The following is a 17,746-nucleotide window of genomic DNA, read 5'->3' as shown; positions in this document are numbered from 1 at the left end:
TTCCGCAATGCTCGCCGAACTCGACGACGAGTGGCTGACCGGCAAGGTCTATCTCAACTTCAACCTGTAACCCGGTTGTCATGACCACCCAACCGGAAATTTACAGAAAAGAGGTTGCACAATCCGCGCACGCGGGGATCGACCTCTAGAGTGATGTTGCGGTGCAGCGCACTAGTAGGCTGCCCCGCGCACGCGGGGATCGACCTCATGGCGTCGGTGATGGTGATGGGGCGCAGGTGGCTGCCCCGCGCACGCGGGGATCGACCCACGTTGACCCGCTGGCCGGACGATTCGACCTCGGCTGCCCCGCGCACGCGGGGATCGACCCGGAGGGTTTCGTCCGCAAGGCACTGCGGCCCAGGCTGCCCCGCGCACGCGGGGATCGACCTCACGCTCTCAATGCCAAGGATCACCTTGGACGGGCTGCCCCGCGCACGCGGGGACCGACCCCTTTGTGCGGCGCATGGGTATGAAGGGCTATGGCGCCAAGCCAAACGAGAAGAAGGTGAAGGAGCTGCAGCAGTTCCTGCTGTCGGCCGAGCCTGGAACCGTGCTGCAAGAGCCTGGGTTCACGAGCACGTCGTGGACCGGCGGTAGCAAGGTGCTCGGCAACAACGACATTGAGTGGGAATTCGTTGCTGGCAAGGGGGTCAAAATGTTCCCGGGCTGGCTGTCCGCGAACGCGAGCGAGGGCGAGGGCCTTCTGCCGCCGAATCAGCGGTACATGATCATCGGCGCTAAGAAGGTTGGGAAGACGGTCCGGGTGAAAGCCTTGTTGCTGCCGACGCTGATCTGAGGAAAAGAAGTATGCCGATACCCGATTCTGATGCGCTGATTGAATCCGGCTTTTCGACCGAAAAGCCTTTCTTGGGGTCGCCGTCCGTCATCGAAGGGCTGCTTCGCCGCGTGCTGTACGACATCACGGTTGCCAGGCGCGCGCAGCTCGAGAGGGGCGAGGATGCGATTGCCGTCATGCTCCGCAAGGCCGACGAGCTGCAGCGCGTGCTCTACGGGCAGGATCCGGCCTACCAGGCTTATGTCTGGAACTCGCCCAAGCATCTCGGCCGATTCCTGGTCGAGCGCTGCGGCATCGGCGGCGACACGTCGGACGCGGTGAACCGCGCGGCGATCCGCATGATGCGCGATTTCGCATTCGATCTGGTGGCGTATGAGGACGACAGGATCACCGAGCAGCAAATGCAGGCGTCGGTCGATGCCTTGATCGACAAGTTCACGCGCATCTTCGTGGGGATCGGCGATGTCGAGTGAGTGCATCAAGTCGCACGTCAAAGGCCACATGCGCGGGTCGCACTACGTGCGCCCTTACGAGCGCAAGGGCGGGTTGCAGAGCGGTCTGGCGCCACACCACCACCCGCAGCCGGACCACAACGGGAAGCTGGTCGTCATCAAGAACCCGAGCCGCCCGTCCGACCCGAGCACATGGGATAGGCCGGATGCGATTGCCACCTTTGTGCCTGGTGGGCCTCCCCCGCGTACGCGGGGATCGACTTGGGTTTATGTCTCCGCTTCTTGCGCAACTGCGTATTTCACGTCATAGCGGACACGATTCCACGCTGATGACGGACACCTCTGGGGTGTTCTGAGAAGTACGTCGGTAAACAGCGGTCACACCCGCTCGAGCACCAGCGCAATCCCCTGCCCGACGCCGATGCACATGGTGCACAGGGCGTAGCGGCCACCGCTGCGGTGCAGCTGGTTGACCGCGGTCGTGACCAGGCGCGCGCCCGAGGCGCCCAAGGGGTGCCCCAGCGCGATCGCGCCGCCGTTGGGGTTGACGCGCGGGTCGTCGTCGGCCACGCCAAGCTGGCGCAGCACCGCCAGGGCCTGGGCGGCAAAGGCTTCGTTGAGCTCGATGACGTCCATCTGCGCCAGCGTCAAGCCGGTCAGCGCCAGCACCTTGCGCGTCGCCGGCGCCGGGCCTATGCCCATGATGCGCGGGGGCACCCCGGCCGTGGCCATGCCCACGATGCGCGCGCGCGGCGTCAGGCCGTGGCGCGCGGCGGCGGCCTCGCTGGCCAGGATGAGTGCGCACGCGCCGTCGTTGACGCCGCTGGCGTTGCCCGCGGTCACCGTGCCGTCCGGGCGTACCACGCCCTTGAGGCGGGCGAGCGCTTCCAGCGAGGTTTCGCGCGGGTGCTCGTCGCGATCGACCTGCACCGGATCGCCCTTTTTCTGCGGGATGGTGACGGGCGTGATCTCCTGCGCCAGCACGCCGGACTGCTGCGCCGCCACCGCTTTGCGCTGCGAGGCCAGTGCAAAGCGGTCCTGGTCCGCGCGCGCGATGCCAAACTCGGCAGCGACGTTTTCGGCGGTCTCGGGCATGGCGTCGGTGCCGTAGAGCACCTGCATGCGCGGGTTGATGAAGCGCCAGCCGATGGTGGTGTCGTAGATCGCGGCGCTGCGCGCAAACGCCGTCTCGGCCTTGGGCATGACGAACGGTGCACGGCTCATGCTCTCCACGCCGCCGGCGATCATCAGCTCGGCCTCGCCGCAGCGGATGGCGCGTGCGGCGCTGCCCACCGCGTCCAGGCCCGAGCCGCACAGGCGGTTGACGGTGGCGCCAGGCACTTCCACCGGCAAGCCGGCCAGCAGGGCCGCCATGCGCGCCACGTTGCGGTTGTCTTCGCCAGCCTGGTTGGCGCAGCCGTAGATGACGTCGCCCAGCGCGCCCCAGTCAACCCGGGGGTTGCGCGCCATCAACGCCGCGATCGGCGCTGCGGCCAGATCGTCGGTGCGCACGGACGACAAGGCGCCGCCGTAGCGGCCAAAGGGGGTGCGAATGGCATCGCAAACGTAAGCGTGAACGGTCATGGCGGTCGCATCCAAGTTGGGGGAACAGAAACGGTGTCGAGAGGACGCGCGGCAGCGGCGGCAGCGGCGGCAGCGGCGGATACCGCGCGCAGGCATCAGGCGCGCTTGGCCACCAGGGTCAGAATCTCGTAGCTGGCCACCAGCTCGCCGTGCTGGTTGGTGACTTCGACGTCCCACGCCACCACGCCCTGGCCACGGCCCTGGGCATCGGTTTTGGCGCGGTCGATCTTGCGTTTGCAGGTCAGGCGCGCCTGGATGGTGTCGCCGATGGCCACCGGCTTGATGAAGCGCAGCGTCTCCAGCCCGTAGTTGGCCAGCACCGGCCCCGGCGCGGGCGAGACGAACAGCCCCGCCGCCGCCGACAGCACGAAGTAGCCGTGCGCAATGCGCCGCCCAAACGGCGAATCCTTGGCGGCGATCTCGTCGAAGTGCATGTAGAAGTAGTCGCCCGAAATCCCGCCAAAGGCGACGATGTCGGCTTCGGTGACGGTGCGGCGGTGGGTCAGCAGGCTCTCGCCGATGCGCAGGTCCTCGAAGTGGCGGCGGAACGGGTGCACCTCGGTTTCGATGCGCGCGGCGCCGCGCACGTACTCGCCGCTGACGGCGGCCAGCATGGTCGGCGAGCCTTGCACCGCGGCGCGCTGCAGGTAGTGCTTGACGGCGCGCAGGCCGCCCAACTCCTCACCGCCGCCGGCGCGCCCCGGCCCGCCGTGCTTGAGCGCGGGCAGCGGCGAACCGTGGCCGGTCGATTCGGCCGCGGCTTCCCGGTCCAACACCAGCAGCCGGCCGTGCCACGCCGCCGCCACGGGGATCGCGCGCGCGGCCACCTGCGGATCGCGCGTGACCAAGGTGGCCACCAGGCTGCCACGGCCACGCGCGGCCAGCGCCAGCGCTTCGTCCAGATCGTCGTAGGGCAGCAGCGTGCTCACCGGGCCAAACGCCTCGACCTCGTGCACCGCCTCGTGGCGGTGCGGATCGCGGCTGAGCAGCAGCGTGGGCGCAAAAAACGCCCCTTCGGCCGTGCCCTCGCCCACGGGGGCAAAGTCCGGCCCGCCGTCCCACACCACCTCGGCACCCTGGCGCAACAGCGCCACGCGCTCGGCGACGTCACGTTGCTGGGTGCGCGACGCCAGCGCCCCCATGCGCACGCCGTCGATGGCCGGGTCGCCCACCACCACCTTCGCCAGCCGTGCGCGCAGGCGCTCGGCCACCGCGTCCAGGTGGCGCCGCGACACCAGCGCGCGGCGGATGGCGGTGCACTTTTGGCCGGCCTTGACGGTCATTTCGCGCACCACCTCCTTGACGTAGAGCTCGAACTCCTCGTCATCGGGCTGGACATCGGGCGCCAGGATGGCGCTGTTGAGCGAGTCGGCCTCGGCGTTGAACGGAATGGACTGCCGCACCAGGTTGGGGTGGGCGCGCAGCCGCGCGGCGGTATCGGCACTGCCGGTGAACGTGACCACGTCCTGCCCCTCCAGGCGGTCCAGCAAGTCGCCGGTGCCACCGATGACGAGCTGCAGGCTGCCCTCGGGCAGCACGCCGCTGTCGGCGATCAGGCGCACCAGCGCCTCGGTCAGGTAACTGGTGGCGGTGGCGGGCTTGCCGATGCAGGGCATGCCGGCCAAAAAGGCGGGGGCAAACTTTTCCAACAAGCCCCAGACCGGGAAATTGAAGGCGTTGATGTGCACCGCCACGCCGCCGCGCGGCACCAGGATGTGCGTGCCAGCGAAGTGGCCCTGCTTGCCCAGGGGCACCACCGGCCCCTCGTGCCACAGGTTGCCGCTGGGCAGCTCGGCGCTGCCCATGCTGGCGTAGGCGAACAGCGTGCCAATGCCGCCCTCGATGTCGATCCAGCTGTCCTGGCGCGTGGCGCCGGTGTGTGCCGACACCGCGTAGAGCGACTCCTTGCGCTCCATCAGGTACTTGGCCAGCGCCTTCAGGCGCGCGGCGCGCTGCTGAAAGTCCAACCGCAGCAGCACCGGCACGGCGCGGCGCGCATGGGCCAGGGCTTCGGCAAAATCGATCGCCTCGGCGTGGGCGGCGGCCACGGGGCGGCCATTGACGGCGCTGTGCAGCGTCTGGGCTGGGGATTGGCCGATCCAACGGCCGGCGATGAAGCTTTGCAAAACAGGGGGGTTCATGGGCATGATCCGAATGACCAGGGGAAACCCGGGCGCCGCGCGCCCAGGCAAAACGTGCAGCTGTCACACCGGGGCGGGCGCCGGCGCGGCGGCACGCCCCCCCAGGCCCAGGTACGTCTCGATGATGCGGCGGTCGTGCAGCAAGTCCTCCGCCGGTCCGTGCAGGGCGATGGCCCCCATCTCCAGCACGTAGCCGCGGTCGGCAATCTGCAGCGCGGCGCGCGCGTTTTGCTCGATCAGCAGCACCGACACGCCGATGTCGCGCAGCCGCGCCACGGTGTGCAGCACCTCGCGCACGATCAACGGTGCCAGACCCAGCGACGGTTCGTCGAGCATGAGCAGGCGCGGCTTGGCCATGAGCGCGCGGCCGATCGCCAGCATCTGGCGCTCGCCACCGGAGAGGGTGGCGGCCATCTGGGCACGGCGCTCGCGCAGACGCGGGAAGATGGCAAACACCTCCTCCATGCGCTGGCGCTGCGTGCGGTCGCCCCGGCGCCAACGGGCAAAACCGCCCAACAGCAGGTTGTCTTCCACCGACATGTCCCCAAACAGCTCGCGCTTTTCGGGCACCAGCGCCACCTGACGCGCGACCATGCGCTCCACACTCGGGCGCGGTACCACCTCGCCATCGACCGCCAGCTCGCCGCGCGAGGGCAGCAACCCCATGGCGGCGTTGAGCAGCGTGGTCTTGCCCGCGCCATTGGGGCCGATGACGGTCACGATCTCGCCCTCGTGCACGTCCAGGTCTACTTGGTGCAGCGCCTCCACCGGCCCGTACGAGACGCTAAACCCGCGCAAACGCAACAAAGGGGGGCGCGCGTTGCTCATGCCACGCTCCCGCTGCCGTCGTCGCCCAGGTAGGCGGCCAGCACGCGCGGGTCGCGCTGCACCTCGGCCGGTGACCCGTGCGCGATCACCGTGCCGAAATCCAACACGGTGATGCGGTCGGCCAGGTTCATGACGAACTCCATGTCGTGCTCCACGATGAGGATGCCCAGACCCTCGCGCCGCAGCTGATCGAGCAGCGCCGCCAGCGCCTGTTTTTCCAGATGGCGCAGGCCGGCGGCGGGCTCGTCGAGCAGCAGCACCGCCGGCTGGCCCGCCAGGGCGCGCGCGATCTCGACGATGCGCTGCTGGCCCAGCGCCAGCGATGCCGCCGGGGCGTGTGCGTGCTCGGCCAGCCCGCAGCGCTCGATCTGGCGCATCGCCTCGGCCAGCAGCGCCGCCTCCTCGTGCCGGTCCAGCCGCAGCATGCTGGCCAACCAGCCGCGCCGGCCGCGCAAGTGTGCCCCCAGCGCCACGTTGTCGAGCACGCTGCGCTGCCCGAGCAGCCGCACGTGCTGAAAGGTGCGCCCCAGGCCGCGGCGCGCAAAGGCGCGCGAGGGCTGGCCGGTCATCGGCTCGCCCATCAGCCGCACCTCCCCCTCGGTGGGGTCGTCCACGCCGGAAATCATGTTGAAGAAGGTGCTCTTGCCCGCGCCGTTGGGGCCGATGAGGGCGTGCACCTCGCCGGCGCGCACGTCCAGCGACACCTGGCTGTTGGCGAGCAAGCCGCCAAAGCGCTTGGTCACCCCCCGTGCCTCGATGAGCACGGTGCCCGGGCTGGGCAGCGGGCGCACCGGCAGCGGCTGCGGCGCGGGCAGCCGTGGGGGCGTGGGACGCGCGCCCAACCGGCGCGCCCAGCCCGCCAGGGTGGGCCACAGCCCTTCGGCGTAGCGCTGCAGCACCAGCATCATCAACAGGCCAAAAACGATGATCTCGAAGTTGCCGCTCATGCCCAGCAGCTTGGGCAGGATATCCTGCAGCTGCTCCTTGAGCAGGGCAATCAGCGTCGCCCCCAGCAGCGCGCCCCAGAGATGGCCACTGCCGCCGACCACCGCCATGAACAGGTATTCGATGCCGATGTTGAGGTTGAACGGCGTGGGGTTGATGAAGCGCTGCAGGTGCGCGTACAGCCAGCCCGACAGCGCCGCCAGCAGCGCCGCCAGCACAAACACCTTGGTGCGCTGGCGCGCCGTGTCCACGCCCATCGATTCGGCCATCAGGCGCCCACTCTTGAGCGCGCGGATGGCGCGCCCCTCGCGCGAGTCGAGCAGGTTGTGCAGCGCCCACACGGCCAGCAGCAGCAGCGTCCAAATGAGCACGCCCAAGGCACGCGGGTCGGCCAGCGATACGCCGGCCAGCGTCAGCGGCGGAATGCCGGTCAGCCCCGTGTGGCCGCCCAAAAAGCCCAGGTTGCCAAACAGAAAGTACAGGCTCAGCCCCCAGGCGATGGTCGCCAGCGGCAGGTAGTGCCCGCCCAGGCGCAGCGTCACCGCGCCCAGGGCCAGCGCGACCACAAGCGTGAGCGCCAGGCCCAGCAGCAGCCCGGCCCAGGGCAGCACCGCCGGCGGCAGCCCGTCCAACGCGGCCGCCACCTCGGGCGCGGTGCACACCCAGGCGGTGGCGTAGGCCCCCAACCCCACGAAGGCCGCCTGCCCGAACGAGGTCATGCCGCCCACGCCGGTGAGCATCACCAGCCCCAGCGCCACCAGCGCATGCAGGCCGATGTAGTTGAGCAGCGTGATGGTGAAATCGGGCAGCACGCCCCAGGCCAGCGCCAGCACCAGCACCAAGGCGACGACCAGCCAGCGGTGCTCGATGCCGCCCGTGCCGGCTTGCACCGCCCCCGAGGCGGCATGGGCGCGCGCGCTGCGGGTTTCGGCGCTCATTCTTCGTCCTCCACGTGGTGGCTGCGCAGCGAGCGCCACAGCAGCACGGGGATGATCAGCGTAAACACCACCACCTCCTTGAACGCGCTGGCCCAAAACGAGGCGAACGCCTCGAGCTGCCCCACCAGCACCGCCCCCAGCAGGGCCGCGGGGTAGCTGGCCAGGCCACCCATGATGGCGGCGACAAACCCCTTGAGGCCGATCAAAAACCCCGTGTCGTAGTAGATCGTGGTGATGGGGGCGATCAGCAGCCCGGAGACGGCGGCGATCAGCGCCGCCAACGCAAAGCTGAGGTCGCCCGAGAGCTCGGTCGGGATGCCCATGAGGCGCGCGCCGACCCGGTTGATGGCGGTGGCGCGCAGCGCTTTGCCCAGCAAGGTGCGCTCGAAAAACAAAAACATCGCCACCACCAGCAGGCCGGTCACGCCCAGCACCACCAGCGATTGGCCGCTGACGGGCAGCGTGCCGAGGTCGAAGCGCGCCTCGGAAAACGCCGGGGTGCGCGCTCCCTCGGCGCCGAAAAACCACAAGCCCAGGCCCATGAACACGCCATGCAATGCGACCGCGACGATCAGCAGCACCAGCACCGTGGCGTGCGCCAGCGGGCGAAAGGCCAGCCGGTACGTCAACGGCCCCAGCGGGGTGATGAGCAGCAGCACGGCCAGCGCCTGCCCCAGCAGGGTGGTTGGGCGCCACCACACCGCCAACACCGCCAAGGCCGGCAACGCGACGCACCACAGGCCGGTGGACCACCAATCGACCTGCCCGCCGCGTTGCTGGCGCCAGGCCTCCAGCGCCAGGGTCAGGCCGGCCATGATCAGCAACAGCCACAGCGTGGCCGGCGTGCCACCGGCATTGAGCACGGCCATCGACAGCGCGCCGTAGGCGACCAGCTCGCCCTGTGGCACGAAGATCACCCGCGTCACCGAAAACACGAGCACCAACGCCAGCGCCATGAGCGCGTAAATGGCGCCATTGAGTATTCCGTCCTGTCCGAGAAACAGGGCGATTTGCACATCCATGGGGTCACACCAGTGGGCCGGCGGCACTGGCCGTCGACCGGTCTACACAAGCGGCGGCGGCCCGCCCGGGCGCGCCGGGCGGGTGGGCTAGGGCCTTACGGCTGGTATTTCCAGGTGCCGTTTTCGATCTTGACCATCACGCGCGCGCGCTGGTCCAGCCCCAGGTGGTCGGTGGGCGACATGTTGAAAATGCCGTGCGCGCCGCCCACGTTCTTGACGTTTTCCAGCGCGTCGCGCAGCGCGGCGCGAAACTGGGGCGTGCCGGGCTTGGCCTTTTTGAGCGCCTCCGGCGCCGCCGCGGCCAGCAGCAAGCCCGCGTCCCAGGCGTGGCCGCCAAACGTGCTCACCGAGCCCTTGCCGTAAGCGGCTTCATACGCCTGCACATAGGCCTGGGCCGACTTCTTGACCGGGTGGTCGTTGGGCAGTTGGTCGGCCACCAGCACCGGGCCGGCCGGCAGCAGCGTGCCCTCACAGTCCTTGCCGCACACGCGCAAAAAGTCGTTGTTGGCCACGCCGTGCGTCTGGTAGATCTTGCCCGCGTAGCCACGCTCCTTGAGCGTTTTTTGCGGCAGCGCCGCAGGCGTGCCCGAGCCGGCGATGAGCACCGCGTCCGGACGGGCGGCCACGATCTTGAGCACCTGCCCCGTCACCGAGGTGTCGGCGCGGTTGTAGCGCTCGTTGACCACGACCTGCAGCTTTTTCAGGCCCGCGGCTTTGATGAACTCCTGGTACCAGCCTTCGCCGTAAGCGTCGGCAAAGCCGATGAAGCCGACCGTGCGCACGCCGTTGTCGGCCATGTGGCTGGCAATCGCCAGTGCCATCTGAATATCGTTTTGCGGGGTCTTGAACACCCAGCGCTTCTTGGCGTCCACCGGCTCGACGATGCGCGCGGAGGCAGCCATCGAAATCATGGGCACCTGCGCCTCGGCCACGACGTCGATCATCGCCAGCGAGTTGGGCGTGATGGTCGAGCCGATGACGATATCGACCTTGTTTTCGGTGATCAGCTTGCGCGTGTTGGTGACCGCCGCGGTGGTGTCGCTGGCATCGTCGAGCACGATGTAGTTGACCTTCTCGCCCGCGATCGTCTTGGGCATCAGCGCGAAGGTGTTTTTCTCGGGGATGCCCAATGACGCCGCCGGACCGGTGGCCGACACGGTCACGCCGACCTGGATGTCCGCCCAGGCGGTGCTGACAAGGCTGGCCGCAGCGGCCAGGGCGAGCAAGGTTTTGCGCAGGATCATGGCTAACGTCTCCTCAGGTGGGGGGTCAAAACAATCGACGGTATCAGCGCAGGCGCCAACCCGTTGTGTAGCATGCACTATGCTGCATGTCAACGCTCATCGAAGCTGAGCACCAGCCGCGGGGTCACGGGATGGGCCTGGCAGGTCAGGACAAAGCCGCGCGCCACCTCGTCGTCGGTCAGGCCGAAGTTGCGCTCCATGGTCACGCGGCCTTCGAGCACCTTGGCGCGGCAGGTGCTGCACACGCCGCCTTTGCACGAGTAGGGCAGGTCCAGGCCCGCATCCAGCGCGGCATCGAGCACCGCTTCGTCCGCGGCGATGGGCACCTCGTGCTGCTTGCCGTCGAGCACGATGACCGCCTGCGCCGCCGCGCCCGCAGCCCGGCGCGCGCCGGCGGCATCGACGTCGGCCTGCACCTTGGCGGCCTGCGCCGCGCCGGTGGTGAAGCGCTCGGTGCGGATGCGCTGTGGCGGCACGCCCGCGTCGCGCAGCGCCTGCTCGGTGGCCTCGATCATGGCCTCCGGACCGCAGATGAACACCTCGTCCATGCTGGCGGGCGGCAGCAGCGCGTCCATGATGGCGCGCACCTTGGCCGCATCCAGCCGCCCCTGCAGCAGGTCCACCTCCTGCGCCTGGCGCGACAGCACGTGGATCATGGTGAAGCGGTCCGGGTAGCGGTCCTTGAGGTCCTGCAACGCCTCGTTGAACATGATGGTCGCGGTGCGCCGGTTGCCATAGACCAGGGTGAATTTGGACTCGGGCTGCTCCTCCAGCGTGCTGGCGACGATCGACAGGATGGGCGTGATGCCCGAACCGGCGGCAAAGCCGACGCGGTGCAGCGCGCGCGGTCGCTGCACGGTAAAGCGCCCCTGCGGCGGTATCACGTCGAGCTGCTGGCCCGCGCGCAGCGCGCTTGCGGCCCAGTTGGAAAAACGCCCGCCCTGCACCGGGCGGATGCCGATGTCCAGTTCGCCGGCGCGTTGCAGGCGCGAGCGCGGGCTGCAAATGGAGTAGTTGCGGCGCAGTTCCTGGCCATCCAGATGGGTGCGCAGGGTCAGGTACTGGCCCGGCTCGAAGCGGAAGGTGTCGCGCAGCGACGACGGGACGTCGAAGGTGACGGCCACGGAGCCCGCGGCCTCGGGGCTGACGCGTTTGATGGTCAGGGAATGAAACTGGGGGACGCTCATGGAACCCTCGGGATATCGGTGGCGTGGCGTGGGGGGTCTTGGGGATCGGCGCAAACGCCCGGCGCCGCGGTGGGGCTGGGCGTCGGCTTGGCTAATGGGGCTTGAAGTGGTCGAACGGTTCGTGGCAATCCAGGCACTGCCACAGCGCCTTGCAGGCGGTGGAACCAAAACGCGACACCTCGCGCGTGTGGGTGGAGCCGCAGCGCGGGCAGGCCACGGCATCCGCGGCGCGCGGCACCCAACGCACGACGTGCGCGCCGGGGCTGCCGGCTTCGGCCTGGCAGCGGCCCGGCGGGGCGATGCCGTAGGCGCGCAGCTTCTCGCGCGCGGCGTCGCTCATCCAATCCGTGGTCCAGGCCGGCGCCAGTTGCGTGACCACGCGCGCCGGCACCCCGAGGCGCTGCAACGTGGCGCGCACGTCGTCTTCGATCTGGCCCATCGCCGGGCAACCGCTGTAGGTGGGGGTGATCACCACCTCCACCTGCGATGGGTCGTCCGGCGCCGCGCGCACGTCGCGCACAATGCCCATCTCGGCCAGCGTGACGACGGGGATTTCCGGGTCGGTCAAGGCATCGAGGGCAGCGCGCACACGTGCGAGCGTGTCGGCGTTGACGGGCGGGACGGCGGTCGTGGTCATGGCGGACTGGGTGGACACGGGCCTCACCACTGCGCGCCGGGATGGGCGCGTGCGACCGACTGCATTTCGGCCAGCAGGTAGCTCAGGTGCTCGGAGTGCACGCCGTTTTTGCCCTGCGGCACGTAGCCCTGGTCGGACGGCACGCGCAGCGTGGCTTCCTGCAGCGTGGCGGCCACGGTGGCGCGCCAGCCCGCTTGCAGGGCGGTGACGTCCACGCCGATGCCCGCTTCGACCGCCGCACGCTCGAAGTCGCTGGGCACCCAGAACTCCTGCGTGTAGGGCATGAGGTGGTCGAAAGCGGCCTGCATGCGCGCATGCGATTCGTCGGTGCCGTCGCCCAGGCGCACCACCCACTCGCTGGCGTGGCGCAGGTGGTAGCGCGCCTCTTTGAGCGACTTGGCGGCAATCGCGGCCAGCGGTGCGTGACCGGAGTTTTGCAGCGCCTCCCACAGCGGCACCATCAGCGCGCTGTAGAGGAAATTGCGCGCCAGCGTGACGCCCCAGTCCATGTCGCCTTGCGCGTAGCCGACGCGCGGCAGGCTGGCTGGCAGCTCCAACAGCACGTAGTTGCGAAACGCGGTGTCGTCGCGGAAGTACGCCAGCGTGTCTTCGGTGGCGCCGCCACCCTGCACCCGCGCCGCCTCCTGGTAGAGCAGCCGCGCCTGACCGATGAGGTCCAGGCTCTGGTTGGCCAGCGCCAAGTCTTCTTCCAGCACGGGGCCCACCCCGCACCACTGGCAGTTGCGCTGCGCCAGCACCAGGGCGTTGTCGCCCAGGTGCAGCAGGTAGTCGAGCAGCACGCCCGTTTCGGTGGCCACGGCGTCCATCACATGTGCCCCACTTCGGCCGGGATGTCGTAGAAGGTCGGGTGGCGGTAGATCTTGTCCGCCGCGGGCTCGAAGAATTCGCCCTTGTCCTCGGGCCGGCTGGCGACGATGGCCGCCGAGGGCACGACCCAGATGCTCACGCCCTCTTGGCGGCGGGTGTAGATGTCGCGCGCCATTTGCAGCGCGTGCTCGGCGTCGGCGGCGTGCAGACTGCCGCAGTGTTTGTGTTCCAGGCCCTGCTTGCTGCGCACGAAGACCTCCCACAGGGGCCAGTCTTTCAGGGCGGGGGTGGTGCGCTCGGGCGCGCCCGCGCTCTCGGAGGATGGGGTAGTGCTCATGGGGTGTGCTCCACGGGGTCGATGGGGTCCGGGGCGGCTGGGCGGGGCTCAGGCCGCGGCCGCCTGTTCGCGCTGGCGGCGCTTGCGGGCGTGGGCCAGGGCGCCTTCGCGCACCCAGGCACCGTCCTCGTGCGCCTTGACGCGGGTGGCCAGGCGCTCCTTGTTGCAGGGGCCGTGGCCGTTGACGGTCTGCCAGAACTCTTCCCAGTCGATCTCGCCGAAGTCGTAGTGGCCGCGCTCGGGGTTCCACTTCAGCTTCGGGTCGGGCAACGTCACGCCCAGCACCTCGGCCTGCGGCACGGTAGCGTCGACGAACTTCTGGCGCAGCTCGTCGTTGCTGATGCGCTTGATGCCCCAGCGCATGCTCTGCTCGCTGTGCACGCTGGCGCTGTCGGGCGGGCCGAACATCGCCAGGCACTTCCACCACCAGCGGTCGACGGCGTCTTGCACCATGCGGCGCTGCGCCTCGGTGCCGCGCATCATGGTCAGCAGCAGCTCGTAGCCCTGGCGCTGGTGGAAGCTTTCTTCCTTACAGATGCGGATCATCGCGCGCGCGTACGGCCCGTAGCTGCAGCGGCACAGCGGGATCTGGTTCATGATCGCCGCGCCGTCCACCAGCCAGCCGATGACGCCGACGTCGGCCCAGTTCAGCGTCGGGTAGTTGAAGATCGAGCTGTACTTGGCGCGGCCCGTGAGCAGCTGCTCGATCAGCTCGGCGCGGCTGACGCCCAGCGTCTCGGCCGCCGAGTACAGGTACAGGCCGTGGCCGCCCTCGTCCTGCACCTTGGCCAGCAGGATGGCCTTGCGCTTGAGGCTGGGCGCCCGGGTGATCCAGTTGCCCTCCGGCAGCATGCCGACCACCTCGCTGTGGGCGTGCTGGCTGATTTGGCGGATCAGCGTTTTGCGGTAGGCCTCGGGCATCCAGTCCTGCGGCTCGATGCGGCCGTCGGCGTCGATGCGGGCCTGGAAGGCGTCCAGCTTGTCGGCCGGCTCGTCCGGCTGGATCGGCTGGACCTTGCCGGCGGGGTCGGGGATGCTCAGCGCTTGGGTGTACATGGCGGGTCTCCGGTGGCTCGGAAGGGGCGGTGGCGTCAGGCGGTGCGGGGGCGGTCGTCCTGCACCCGCTTGGCCTTGCCCGTCTGGGTGCGCGGCAGGCTGTCGGCGTCGAGCACGGTCACCCGCGTGCTCACGCCGATGAAGGTCTTGATGCGATGCGCAAGCTCGCGCGCGATGGTGGCGCGCTCGGCGTCGGTGAGCCGGCCGCTCAGGTGGCGCTGCAGCTCGCAGCGCACCTCGAGCTGGTCCAGGTGGCCGTCGCGCGTGAGCACCAGCAGGTAGTTGCCCGACAGCTGGGCGTCGCGCAGGATCTGCTCCTCGATCTGCGTCGGGAACACGTTGACCCCGCGCAGGATGATCATGTCGTCGGTGCGGCCGGTGATGCGCCCCATGCGGCGGAAGCTGCGCGCCGTGGGCGGCAGCAGCCGCGTGCGGTCGCGGGTGCGGTAGCGGATGATGGGCATGGCCTCCTTGGTCAGCGAGGTGAAGACCAGCTCGCCCTCCTCGCCATCGGGCAGCACCTCGCCGGTGTCGGGGTCGATGATCTCGGGGTAGAAGTGGTCCTCCCAGATGACCGGGCCGTCTTTGGTTTCGATGCACTCGTTGGCCACGCCCGGCCCCATCACCTCGGACAGGCCGTAGATGTCCACGGCGTCGAGGCCCAGCTTGCGCTCGATTTCGGCGCGCATGCCCTCGCCCCACGGCTCGGCGCCAAAGATGCCGACCTTGAGCGGAATCTGCTCCGGCCCGATGCCCAGACGCTCGAACTCCTCGGCGATGACCAGCGAGTACGAGGGCGTGACCATGATGATGTCGGGCTTGAAGTCCATGATGAGCTGCACCTGGCGCTCGGTTTGCCCGCCCGACATCGGGATGACCGTGCAGCCGAGCCGCTCGGCGCCGTAGTGGGCCCCCAGCCCGCCGGTGAACAGGCCGTAGCCATAGGCCACGTGCACGATGTCGCCGGCGCGCCCGCCGGCGGCGCGGATGGAGCGCGCCACCAAATTGGCCCAGGTGTCGATGTCGCGCTGGGTGTAGCCGACCACGGTGGGCTTGCCCGTGGTGCCCGAGGAGGCGTGGATGCGCACCACGCGCTCACGCGGCACGGCAAACATGCCAAAGGGGTAGTTGTCGCGCAGGTCCGCTTTGGTGGTGAAGGGAAATTTGGCCAGGTCGGCCAGGGTCTTGAGGTCGTCCGGGTGCACGCCCGCGGCGTCGAACTTGGCGCGGTAGTGCGGCACGTTGTCGTAGGCGTGGCGCACGCTCCACTTCAGGCGCTCGAGCTGCAGCGCGGCGAGTTCGTCGCGGCTGGCGGTCTCGATCGGCTCCAGGTCACCAGGGCGCGGGGTTTTGACGGGCATCGGGGGACTCCTCGGGGAAACGCTTGGGGTATGGCGGCAGTTCAGCGCGCCTCGGCGGAGGCTGCCGCCAGGCCCGCGATCACCTCGCCGGCGATGCGGTGGCTGCGTCCGCGAAACAGGGCAACGGTGTGGCCGCCGCGCACGCGCACGGTGATGTCGTACACCCCGCTGCGGCCGGCCAGCGCGCGCTCGACCGCCTCGGCCTCGAGCACGTCGCCCTCGCGCGCCGGTGCCAGAAAATCGATGGTGCAGGCCGCGGCCACGGTGTTGTGGTTGTGGCTGTTGCACGCGTAGGCAAAGGCGCTGTCGGCCAGCGTGAAGATGAGGCCGCCGTGGCACATCGCGTGGCCATTGACCATGTCGGCGCGCACCGGCATCGACATGACGGCGCGCCCCGGCGCCACCGACTCCAGTCGCATGCCCAGGGCCTGGCAGGCGCGGTCACGGGTCCACATGGCGGCGGCGGCGGCCTCGGCCAGGGCCTGGGGCTCGGAGGGGGTGGTGGCAGCGGCAGCGGTCATTGTGATACAAAAGTCGATGATTCAATCTGACTTTCAGTATCAAACAAAAGCGGCCGCCCGCGCACTAGGGTTTACCCTTGGAAAACGCCGCGGCACCGGGATGGCACCGCCTCAACCGATGGACGGCTTGCGCCAACCTCACAGCGCGCGCGGGGCGCCCAGCGAGCACTCGTCTTCCAGCGGCTCGAAGCGCTGCCACAGCCAGTTGGCGGCCGCGGGCACGTGGCCGTCGGCCAGGTGCAGCCGTTCGTCCAGGTGCTGCTCGGCCGCCTCCAGCAGCAAGCGATACAGGCCGCGGCAGACGTGGCGCGCGCGCTCACCCGGCCAGTCGCGTGGCAGCAGCTCCTCGGGCAGCTGCGGGTCGCGCAACAGCAGGCGGCGCCAGTCGTGGATGAGCAGCGTGCGCGCCAAAAACGCCCGCTGCGGCGTGGGCGCGCCGTGCGTCTGCAGCGCGGCCAGCAGCGGGGCGTAGCGCGCCACGAAGGCGCCATAGGCGTCGGCCAGCGCTTCCAGGTTCCAGGCCTGGCGCACCAGGTCGCGGTCGGGCGCGGTGCCGCGCACCGGCAGCCGCTCGGCCCGCAACGGCAGCAGCGCCGCGCGGCAGGCCCCCAGGCCGTCGGCCTGCAGGGCCTCGAAGGTCGCGGGCAGGTCGGCGCTGGGGTGCACGAAGACGCCGCCCGGCAGCTCGCCATACCCCTGCCAGAACAGCGAGCGGCGCAGCCGTTCGCGCGCGCGCGCCGGCAGCGTGCCGGTCAAAAGCAGCAGCCGCCAGTGCAAATCCCAGCGCGGCGCGCGCGCGGCATAGATTTGGCGCGAGGCCTCCTCGAACCGGGCACGCCCCGCCGCGGTCAGCATGTAATCGGTGCGCCGGCCGTGCGCTTCGGTGGTCAGCCAGCCCTCCTGCACCAGGCGGTAGACGGCGGTGCGCACCAGGCGCTCGTTGATGCCCAGCGGCTCCAGCAGCTGGATCAGGCTGCCCAGCCACAGCCGCGCCCCGCGCGGCAGCACCGCGTCGCCAAACACCGAGATGATGAGCGAGCCCGCGTGCACCCGGTCGAGGCCGGCAAAGGCGTCGATGCGTGCCTGCACGGCCGCATCCGCCGGGCGCGCCGGCAAAGCCGCGGGGGCAACGGGGGGGGACGTGTCGCAGGGCATGCCCGCGATGGTACGCCAGCGCCGGCAGCGTCACACCTCGGCGCGCAGCGCCCCTTCGGCACGGCCCTTGCCGGCACGCGCCGGTGGCTTGCACAGGCCGCACACGTAGTGGCGGGTGTTGATGTACGGGTCGGCCACGAAGTGCCCGCCGCAGCAGGTGCAGCGGGCGCGCACCAGCATGCCGGCGTCCATGAAGCGGCTCAGGCGCCAAGCGCGGGTGAAGCTCAGCAGCGGCTCGATGCCGCACACGCGCATCTGCTCCTCATACAGGCGGTAGGCCTTCATGATGGCGTCGATGTCCTCCAGCGCCACGGTCTTGAGCAGCGACTGGCGGATGTTTTCGAACAGCGAGGCGTGGATGTTGGGCTGCCACTGCAAAAAGTAGTCGGTGGAGAAGGGCAACTGCCCCTTGCTGGGCGAGCGGCCCGTGACCTCCTTGTACAGGCGCAGCAGCTTTTCGTAGGAGAGCTGCGTTTCGCTCTCGAGCACCTGCAGCCGCGCCCCGAGCTGGATGAGGGCGACGGCGCGTTCGATGTCGCGGCTTTCGGTGACGATGCTCTTGGCGGCGGTCTTGCGGGCGGGGGCGGTCATGGTTGCCAGCAGCGCATCGACCACGGCGCGCAGCTTGCGCAGTGGGTGCGCCTGCGGCACGCGCTCTTCGAGGCTGATGTAGCTGAACATCGCCCCCTGGAAGTCTTGACTGCCTCTCATCGT

17 protein-coding genes, 1 pseudogene and 1 CRISPR repeat array are annotated in these 17,746 nt (G+C 69.5%); of the genes and pseudogenes, 2 read left to right on the top strand and 16 right to left on the bottom strand.

Going from position 1 to position 17,746, the window contains the following annotated elements; translation table 11 throughout:
- Positions 1-177: 177 nt before the first annotated feature.
- A CRISPR array of direct repeats spans positions 178-449; the repeat unit is 28 nt; unit sequence GGCTGCCCCGCGCACGCGGGGATCGACC.
- Between the two features lie 20 nt (positions 450-469).
- On the top strand, positions 470-796 hold the full coding sequence (locus Tther_RS11225) for an ADP-ribosyltransferase family protein (RefSeq protein ID WP_143903882.1): 327 nt from the start codon (positions 470-472) through the stop codon (positions 794-796).
- Positions 797-807: 11 nt separating this feature from the next.
- On the top strand, positions 808-1,269 hold the full coding sequence (locus Tther_RS11220) for a hypothetical protein (RefSeq protein ID WP_143903880.1): 462 nt from the start codon (positions 808-810) through the stop codon (positions 1,267-1,269).
- 357 nt (positions 1,270-1,626) lie between these two features.
- Here the strand turns inward: Tther_RS11220 and pcaF are convergent, their stop codons facing one another.
- The 16 genes and pseudogenes from pcaF to Tther_RS13310 form a co-directional block, all read right to left on the bottom strand.
- Positions 1,627-2,832 (bottom strand): 3-oxoadipyl-CoA thiolase, encoded by a 1,206-nt coding sequence (gene pcaF / locus Tther_RS11215; protein WP_143903878.1) that lies wholly within the window; start codon positions 2,830-2,832, stop codon positions 1,627-1,629.
- 95 nt (positions 2,833-2,927) lie between these two features.
- Positions 2,928-4,979 (bottom strand): phenylacetic acid degradation bifunctional protein PaaZ, encoded by a 2,052-nt coding sequence (paaZ, locus tag Tther_RS11210; RefSeq protein WP_143903876.1) that lies wholly within the window; start codon positions 4,977-4,979, stop codon positions 2,928-2,930.
- Between the two features lie 57 nt (positions 4,980-5,036).
- A complete protein-coding gene (locus Tther_RS11205) occupies positions 5,037-5,801 on the bottom strand; it encodes an ABC transporter ATP-binding protein (protein ID WP_143903874.1) in 765 nt (254 codons plus the stop codon).
- Complete coding sequence (locus Tther_RS11200) at positions 5,798-7,684, bottom strand: branched-chain amino acid ABC transporter ATP-binding protein/permease (protein WP_143903872.1); 1,887 nt, start codon at positions 7,682-7,684, stop codon at positions 5,798-5,800. The genes Tther_RS11205 and Tther_RS11200 overlap by 4 nt, the downstream gene beginning before the upstream one ends.
- Positions 7,681-8,706 (bottom strand): branched-chain amino acid ABC transporter permease, encoded by a 1,026-nt coding sequence (locus Tther_RS11195; protein WP_143903870.1) that lies wholly within the window; start codon positions 8,704-8,706, stop codon positions 7,681-7,683. The genes Tther_RS11200 and Tther_RS11195 overlap by 4 nt, the downstream gene beginning before the upstream one ends.
- Positions 8,707-8,801: 95 nt before the next feature.
- Positions 8,802-9,950 (bottom strand): ABC transporter substrate-binding protein, encoded by a 1,149-nt coding sequence (locus tag Tther_RS11190; RefSeq protein ID WP_143903868.1) that lies wholly within the window; start codon positions 9,948-9,950, stop codon positions 8,802-8,804.
- 89 nt (positions 9,951-10,039) lie between these two features.
- The gene (gene paaE / locus Tther_RS11185) at positions 10,040-11,137 is read right to left on the bottom strand and encodes a 1,2-phenylacetyl-CoA epoxidase subunit PaaE (protein ID WP_143903866.1); all 1,098 of its coding nucleotides are present in this window, start codon (positions 11,135-11,137) and stop codon (positions 10,040-10,042) included.
- Between the two features lie 91 nt (positions 11,138-11,228).
- A complete protein-coding gene (gene paaD, locus Tther_RS11180) occupies positions 11,229-11,774 on the bottom strand; it encodes a 1,2-phenylacetyl-CoA epoxidase subunit PaaD (RefSeq protein WP_143903864.1) in 546 nt (181 codons plus the stop codon).
- A gap of 23 nt (positions 11,775-11,797) precedes the next feature.
- A complete protein-coding gene (gene paaC / locus Tther_RS11175; RefSeq protein WP_143903862.1) occupies positions 11,798-12,601 on the bottom strand; it encodes a 1,2-phenylacetyl-CoA epoxidase subunit PaaC in 804 nt (267 codons plus the stop codon).
- Positions 12,601-12,939 (bottom strand): 1,2-phenylacetyl-CoA epoxidase subunit PaaB, encoded by a 339-nt coding sequence (gene paaB / locus Tther_RS11170; RefSeq protein WP_143903860.1) that lies wholly within the window; start codon positions 12,937-12,939, stop codon positions 12,601-12,603. Before paaB ends, paaC begins: the two co-directional genes overlap by 1 nt.
- A gap of 48 nt (positions 12,940-12,987) precedes the next feature.
- Positions 12,988-13,995, bottom strand: coding sequence for a 1,2-phenylacetyl-CoA epoxidase subunit PaaA (paaA, locus tag Tther_RS11165; RefSeq protein ID WP_143903858.1), 1,008 nt, complete (start codon positions 13,993-13,995; stop codon positions 12,988-12,990).
- Positions 13,996-14,030: 35 nt separating this feature from the next.
- On the bottom strand, positions 14,031-15,356 hold the full coding sequence (gene paaK / locus Tther_RS11160) for a phenylacetate--CoA ligase PaaK (protein WP_143903856.1): 1,326 nt from the start codon (positions 15,354-15,356) through the stop codon (positions 14,031-14,033).
- Between the two features lie 41 nt (positions 15,357-15,397).
- Positions 15,398-15,877 (bottom strand): hydroxyphenylacetyl-CoA thioesterase PaaI, encoded by a 480-nt coding sequence (gene paaI, locus Tther_RS11155; protein ID WP_143903854.1) that lies wholly within the window; start codon positions 15,875-15,877, stop codon positions 15,398-15,400.
- A 138-nt stretch (positions 15,878-16,015) separates the two neighbouring features.
- Complete coding sequence (gene paaX / locus Tther_RS11150) at positions 16,016-17,032, bottom strand: phenylacetic acid degradation operon negative regulatory protein PaaX (protein WP_185975079.1); 1,017 nt, start codon at positions 17,030-17,032, stop codon at positions 16,016-16,018.
- Between the two features lie 30 nt (positions 17,033-17,062).
- Positions 17,063-17,623 (bottom strand): flagellar transcriptional regulator FlhC, encoded by a 561-nt coding sequence (gene flhC / locus Tther_RS11145; RefSeq protein ID WP_143903884.1) that lies wholly within the window; start codon positions 17,621-17,623, stop codon positions 17,063-17,065.
- Positions 17,618-17,743, bottom strand: a pseudogene (locus Tther_RS13310) (IS5/IS1182 family transposase); the annotation flags it as partial. The gene flhC and the pseudogene Tther_RS13310, both read right to left, overlap by 6 nt.
- Positions 17,744-17,746: the final 3 nt, after the last annotated feature.

The sequence above is a fragment of the Tepidimonas thermarum genome, assembly GCF_007556705.1.
GTDB lineage: Bacteria > Pseudomonadota > Gammaproteobacteria > Burkholderiales > Burkholderiaceae_C > Tepidimonas > Tepidimonas thermarum.
Note: the sequence above shows the minus strand (reverse complement) of the source record. Positions and strands in the feature narration are given on the sequence as shown.

Coding starts and splice junctions, on each gene's coding strand:
- Tther_RS11220 (WP_143903880.1), top strand. CDS start 808: ATGCCGATACCCGATTCTGATGCGCTGATTGAATCCGGCTTTTCGACC.
- Tther_RS11190 (WP_143903868.1), bottom strand. CDS start 9,950: ATGATCCTGCGCAAAACCTTGCTCGCCCTGGCCGCTGCGGCCAGCCTT.
- paaA (WP_143903858.1), bottom strand. CDS start 13,995: ATGTACACCCAAGCGCTGAGCATCCCCGACCCCGCCGGCAAGGTCCAG.
- Tther_RS11225 (WP_143903882.1), top strand. CDS start 470: ATGAAGGGCTATGGCGCCAAGCCAAACGAGAAGAAGGTGAAGGAGCTG.
- paaI (WP_143903854.1), bottom strand. CDS start 15,877: ATGACCGCTGCCGCTGCCACCACCCCCTCCGAGCCCCAGGCCCTGGCC.
- Tther_RS11205 (WP_143903874.1), bottom strand. CDS start 5,801: ATGAGCAACGCGCGCCCCCCTTTGTTGCGTTTGCGCGGGTTTAGCGTC.
- paaZ (WP_143903876.1), bottom strand. CDS start 4,979: ATGCCCATGAACCCCCCTGTTTTGCAAAGCTTCATCGCCGGCCGTTGG.
- paaD (WP_143903864.1), bottom strand. CDS start 11,774: ATGACCACGACCGCCGTCCCGCCCGTCAACGCCGACACGCTCGCACGT.
- Tther_RS11195 (WP_143903870.1), bottom strand. CDS start 8,706: ATGGATGTGCAAATCGCCCTGTTTCTCGGACAGGACGGAATACTCAAT.
- flhC (WP_143903884.1), bottom strand. CDS start 17,623: ATGACCGCCCCCGCCCGCAAGACCGCCGCCAAGAGCATCGTCACCGAA.
- Tther_RS11200 (WP_143903872.1), bottom strand. CDS start 7,684: ATGAGCGCCGAAACCCGCAGCGCGCGCGCCCATGCCGCCTCGGGGGCG.
- paaE (WP_143903866.1), bottom strand. CDS start 11,137: ATGAGCGTCCCCCAGTTTCATTCCCTGACCATCAAACGCGTCAGCCCC.
- paaC (WP_143903862.1), bottom strand. CDS start 12,601: ATGGACGCCGTGGCCACCGAAACGGGCGTGCTGCTCGACTACCTGCTG.
- paaB (WP_143903860.1), bottom strand. CDS start 12,939: ATGAGCACTACCCCATCCTCCGAGAGCGCGGGCGCGCCCGAGCGCACC.
- paaX (WP_185975079.1), bottom strand. CDS start 17,032: ATGCCCTGCGACACGTCCCCCCCCGTTGCCCCCGCGGCTTTGCCGGCG.
- pcaF (WP_143903878.1), bottom strand. CDS start 2,832: ATGACCGTTCACGCTTACGTTTGCGATGCCATTCGCACCCCCTTTGGC.
- paaK (WP_143903856.1), bottom strand. CDS start 15,356: ATGCCCGTCAAAACCCCGCGCCCTGGTGACCTGGAGCCGATCGAGACC.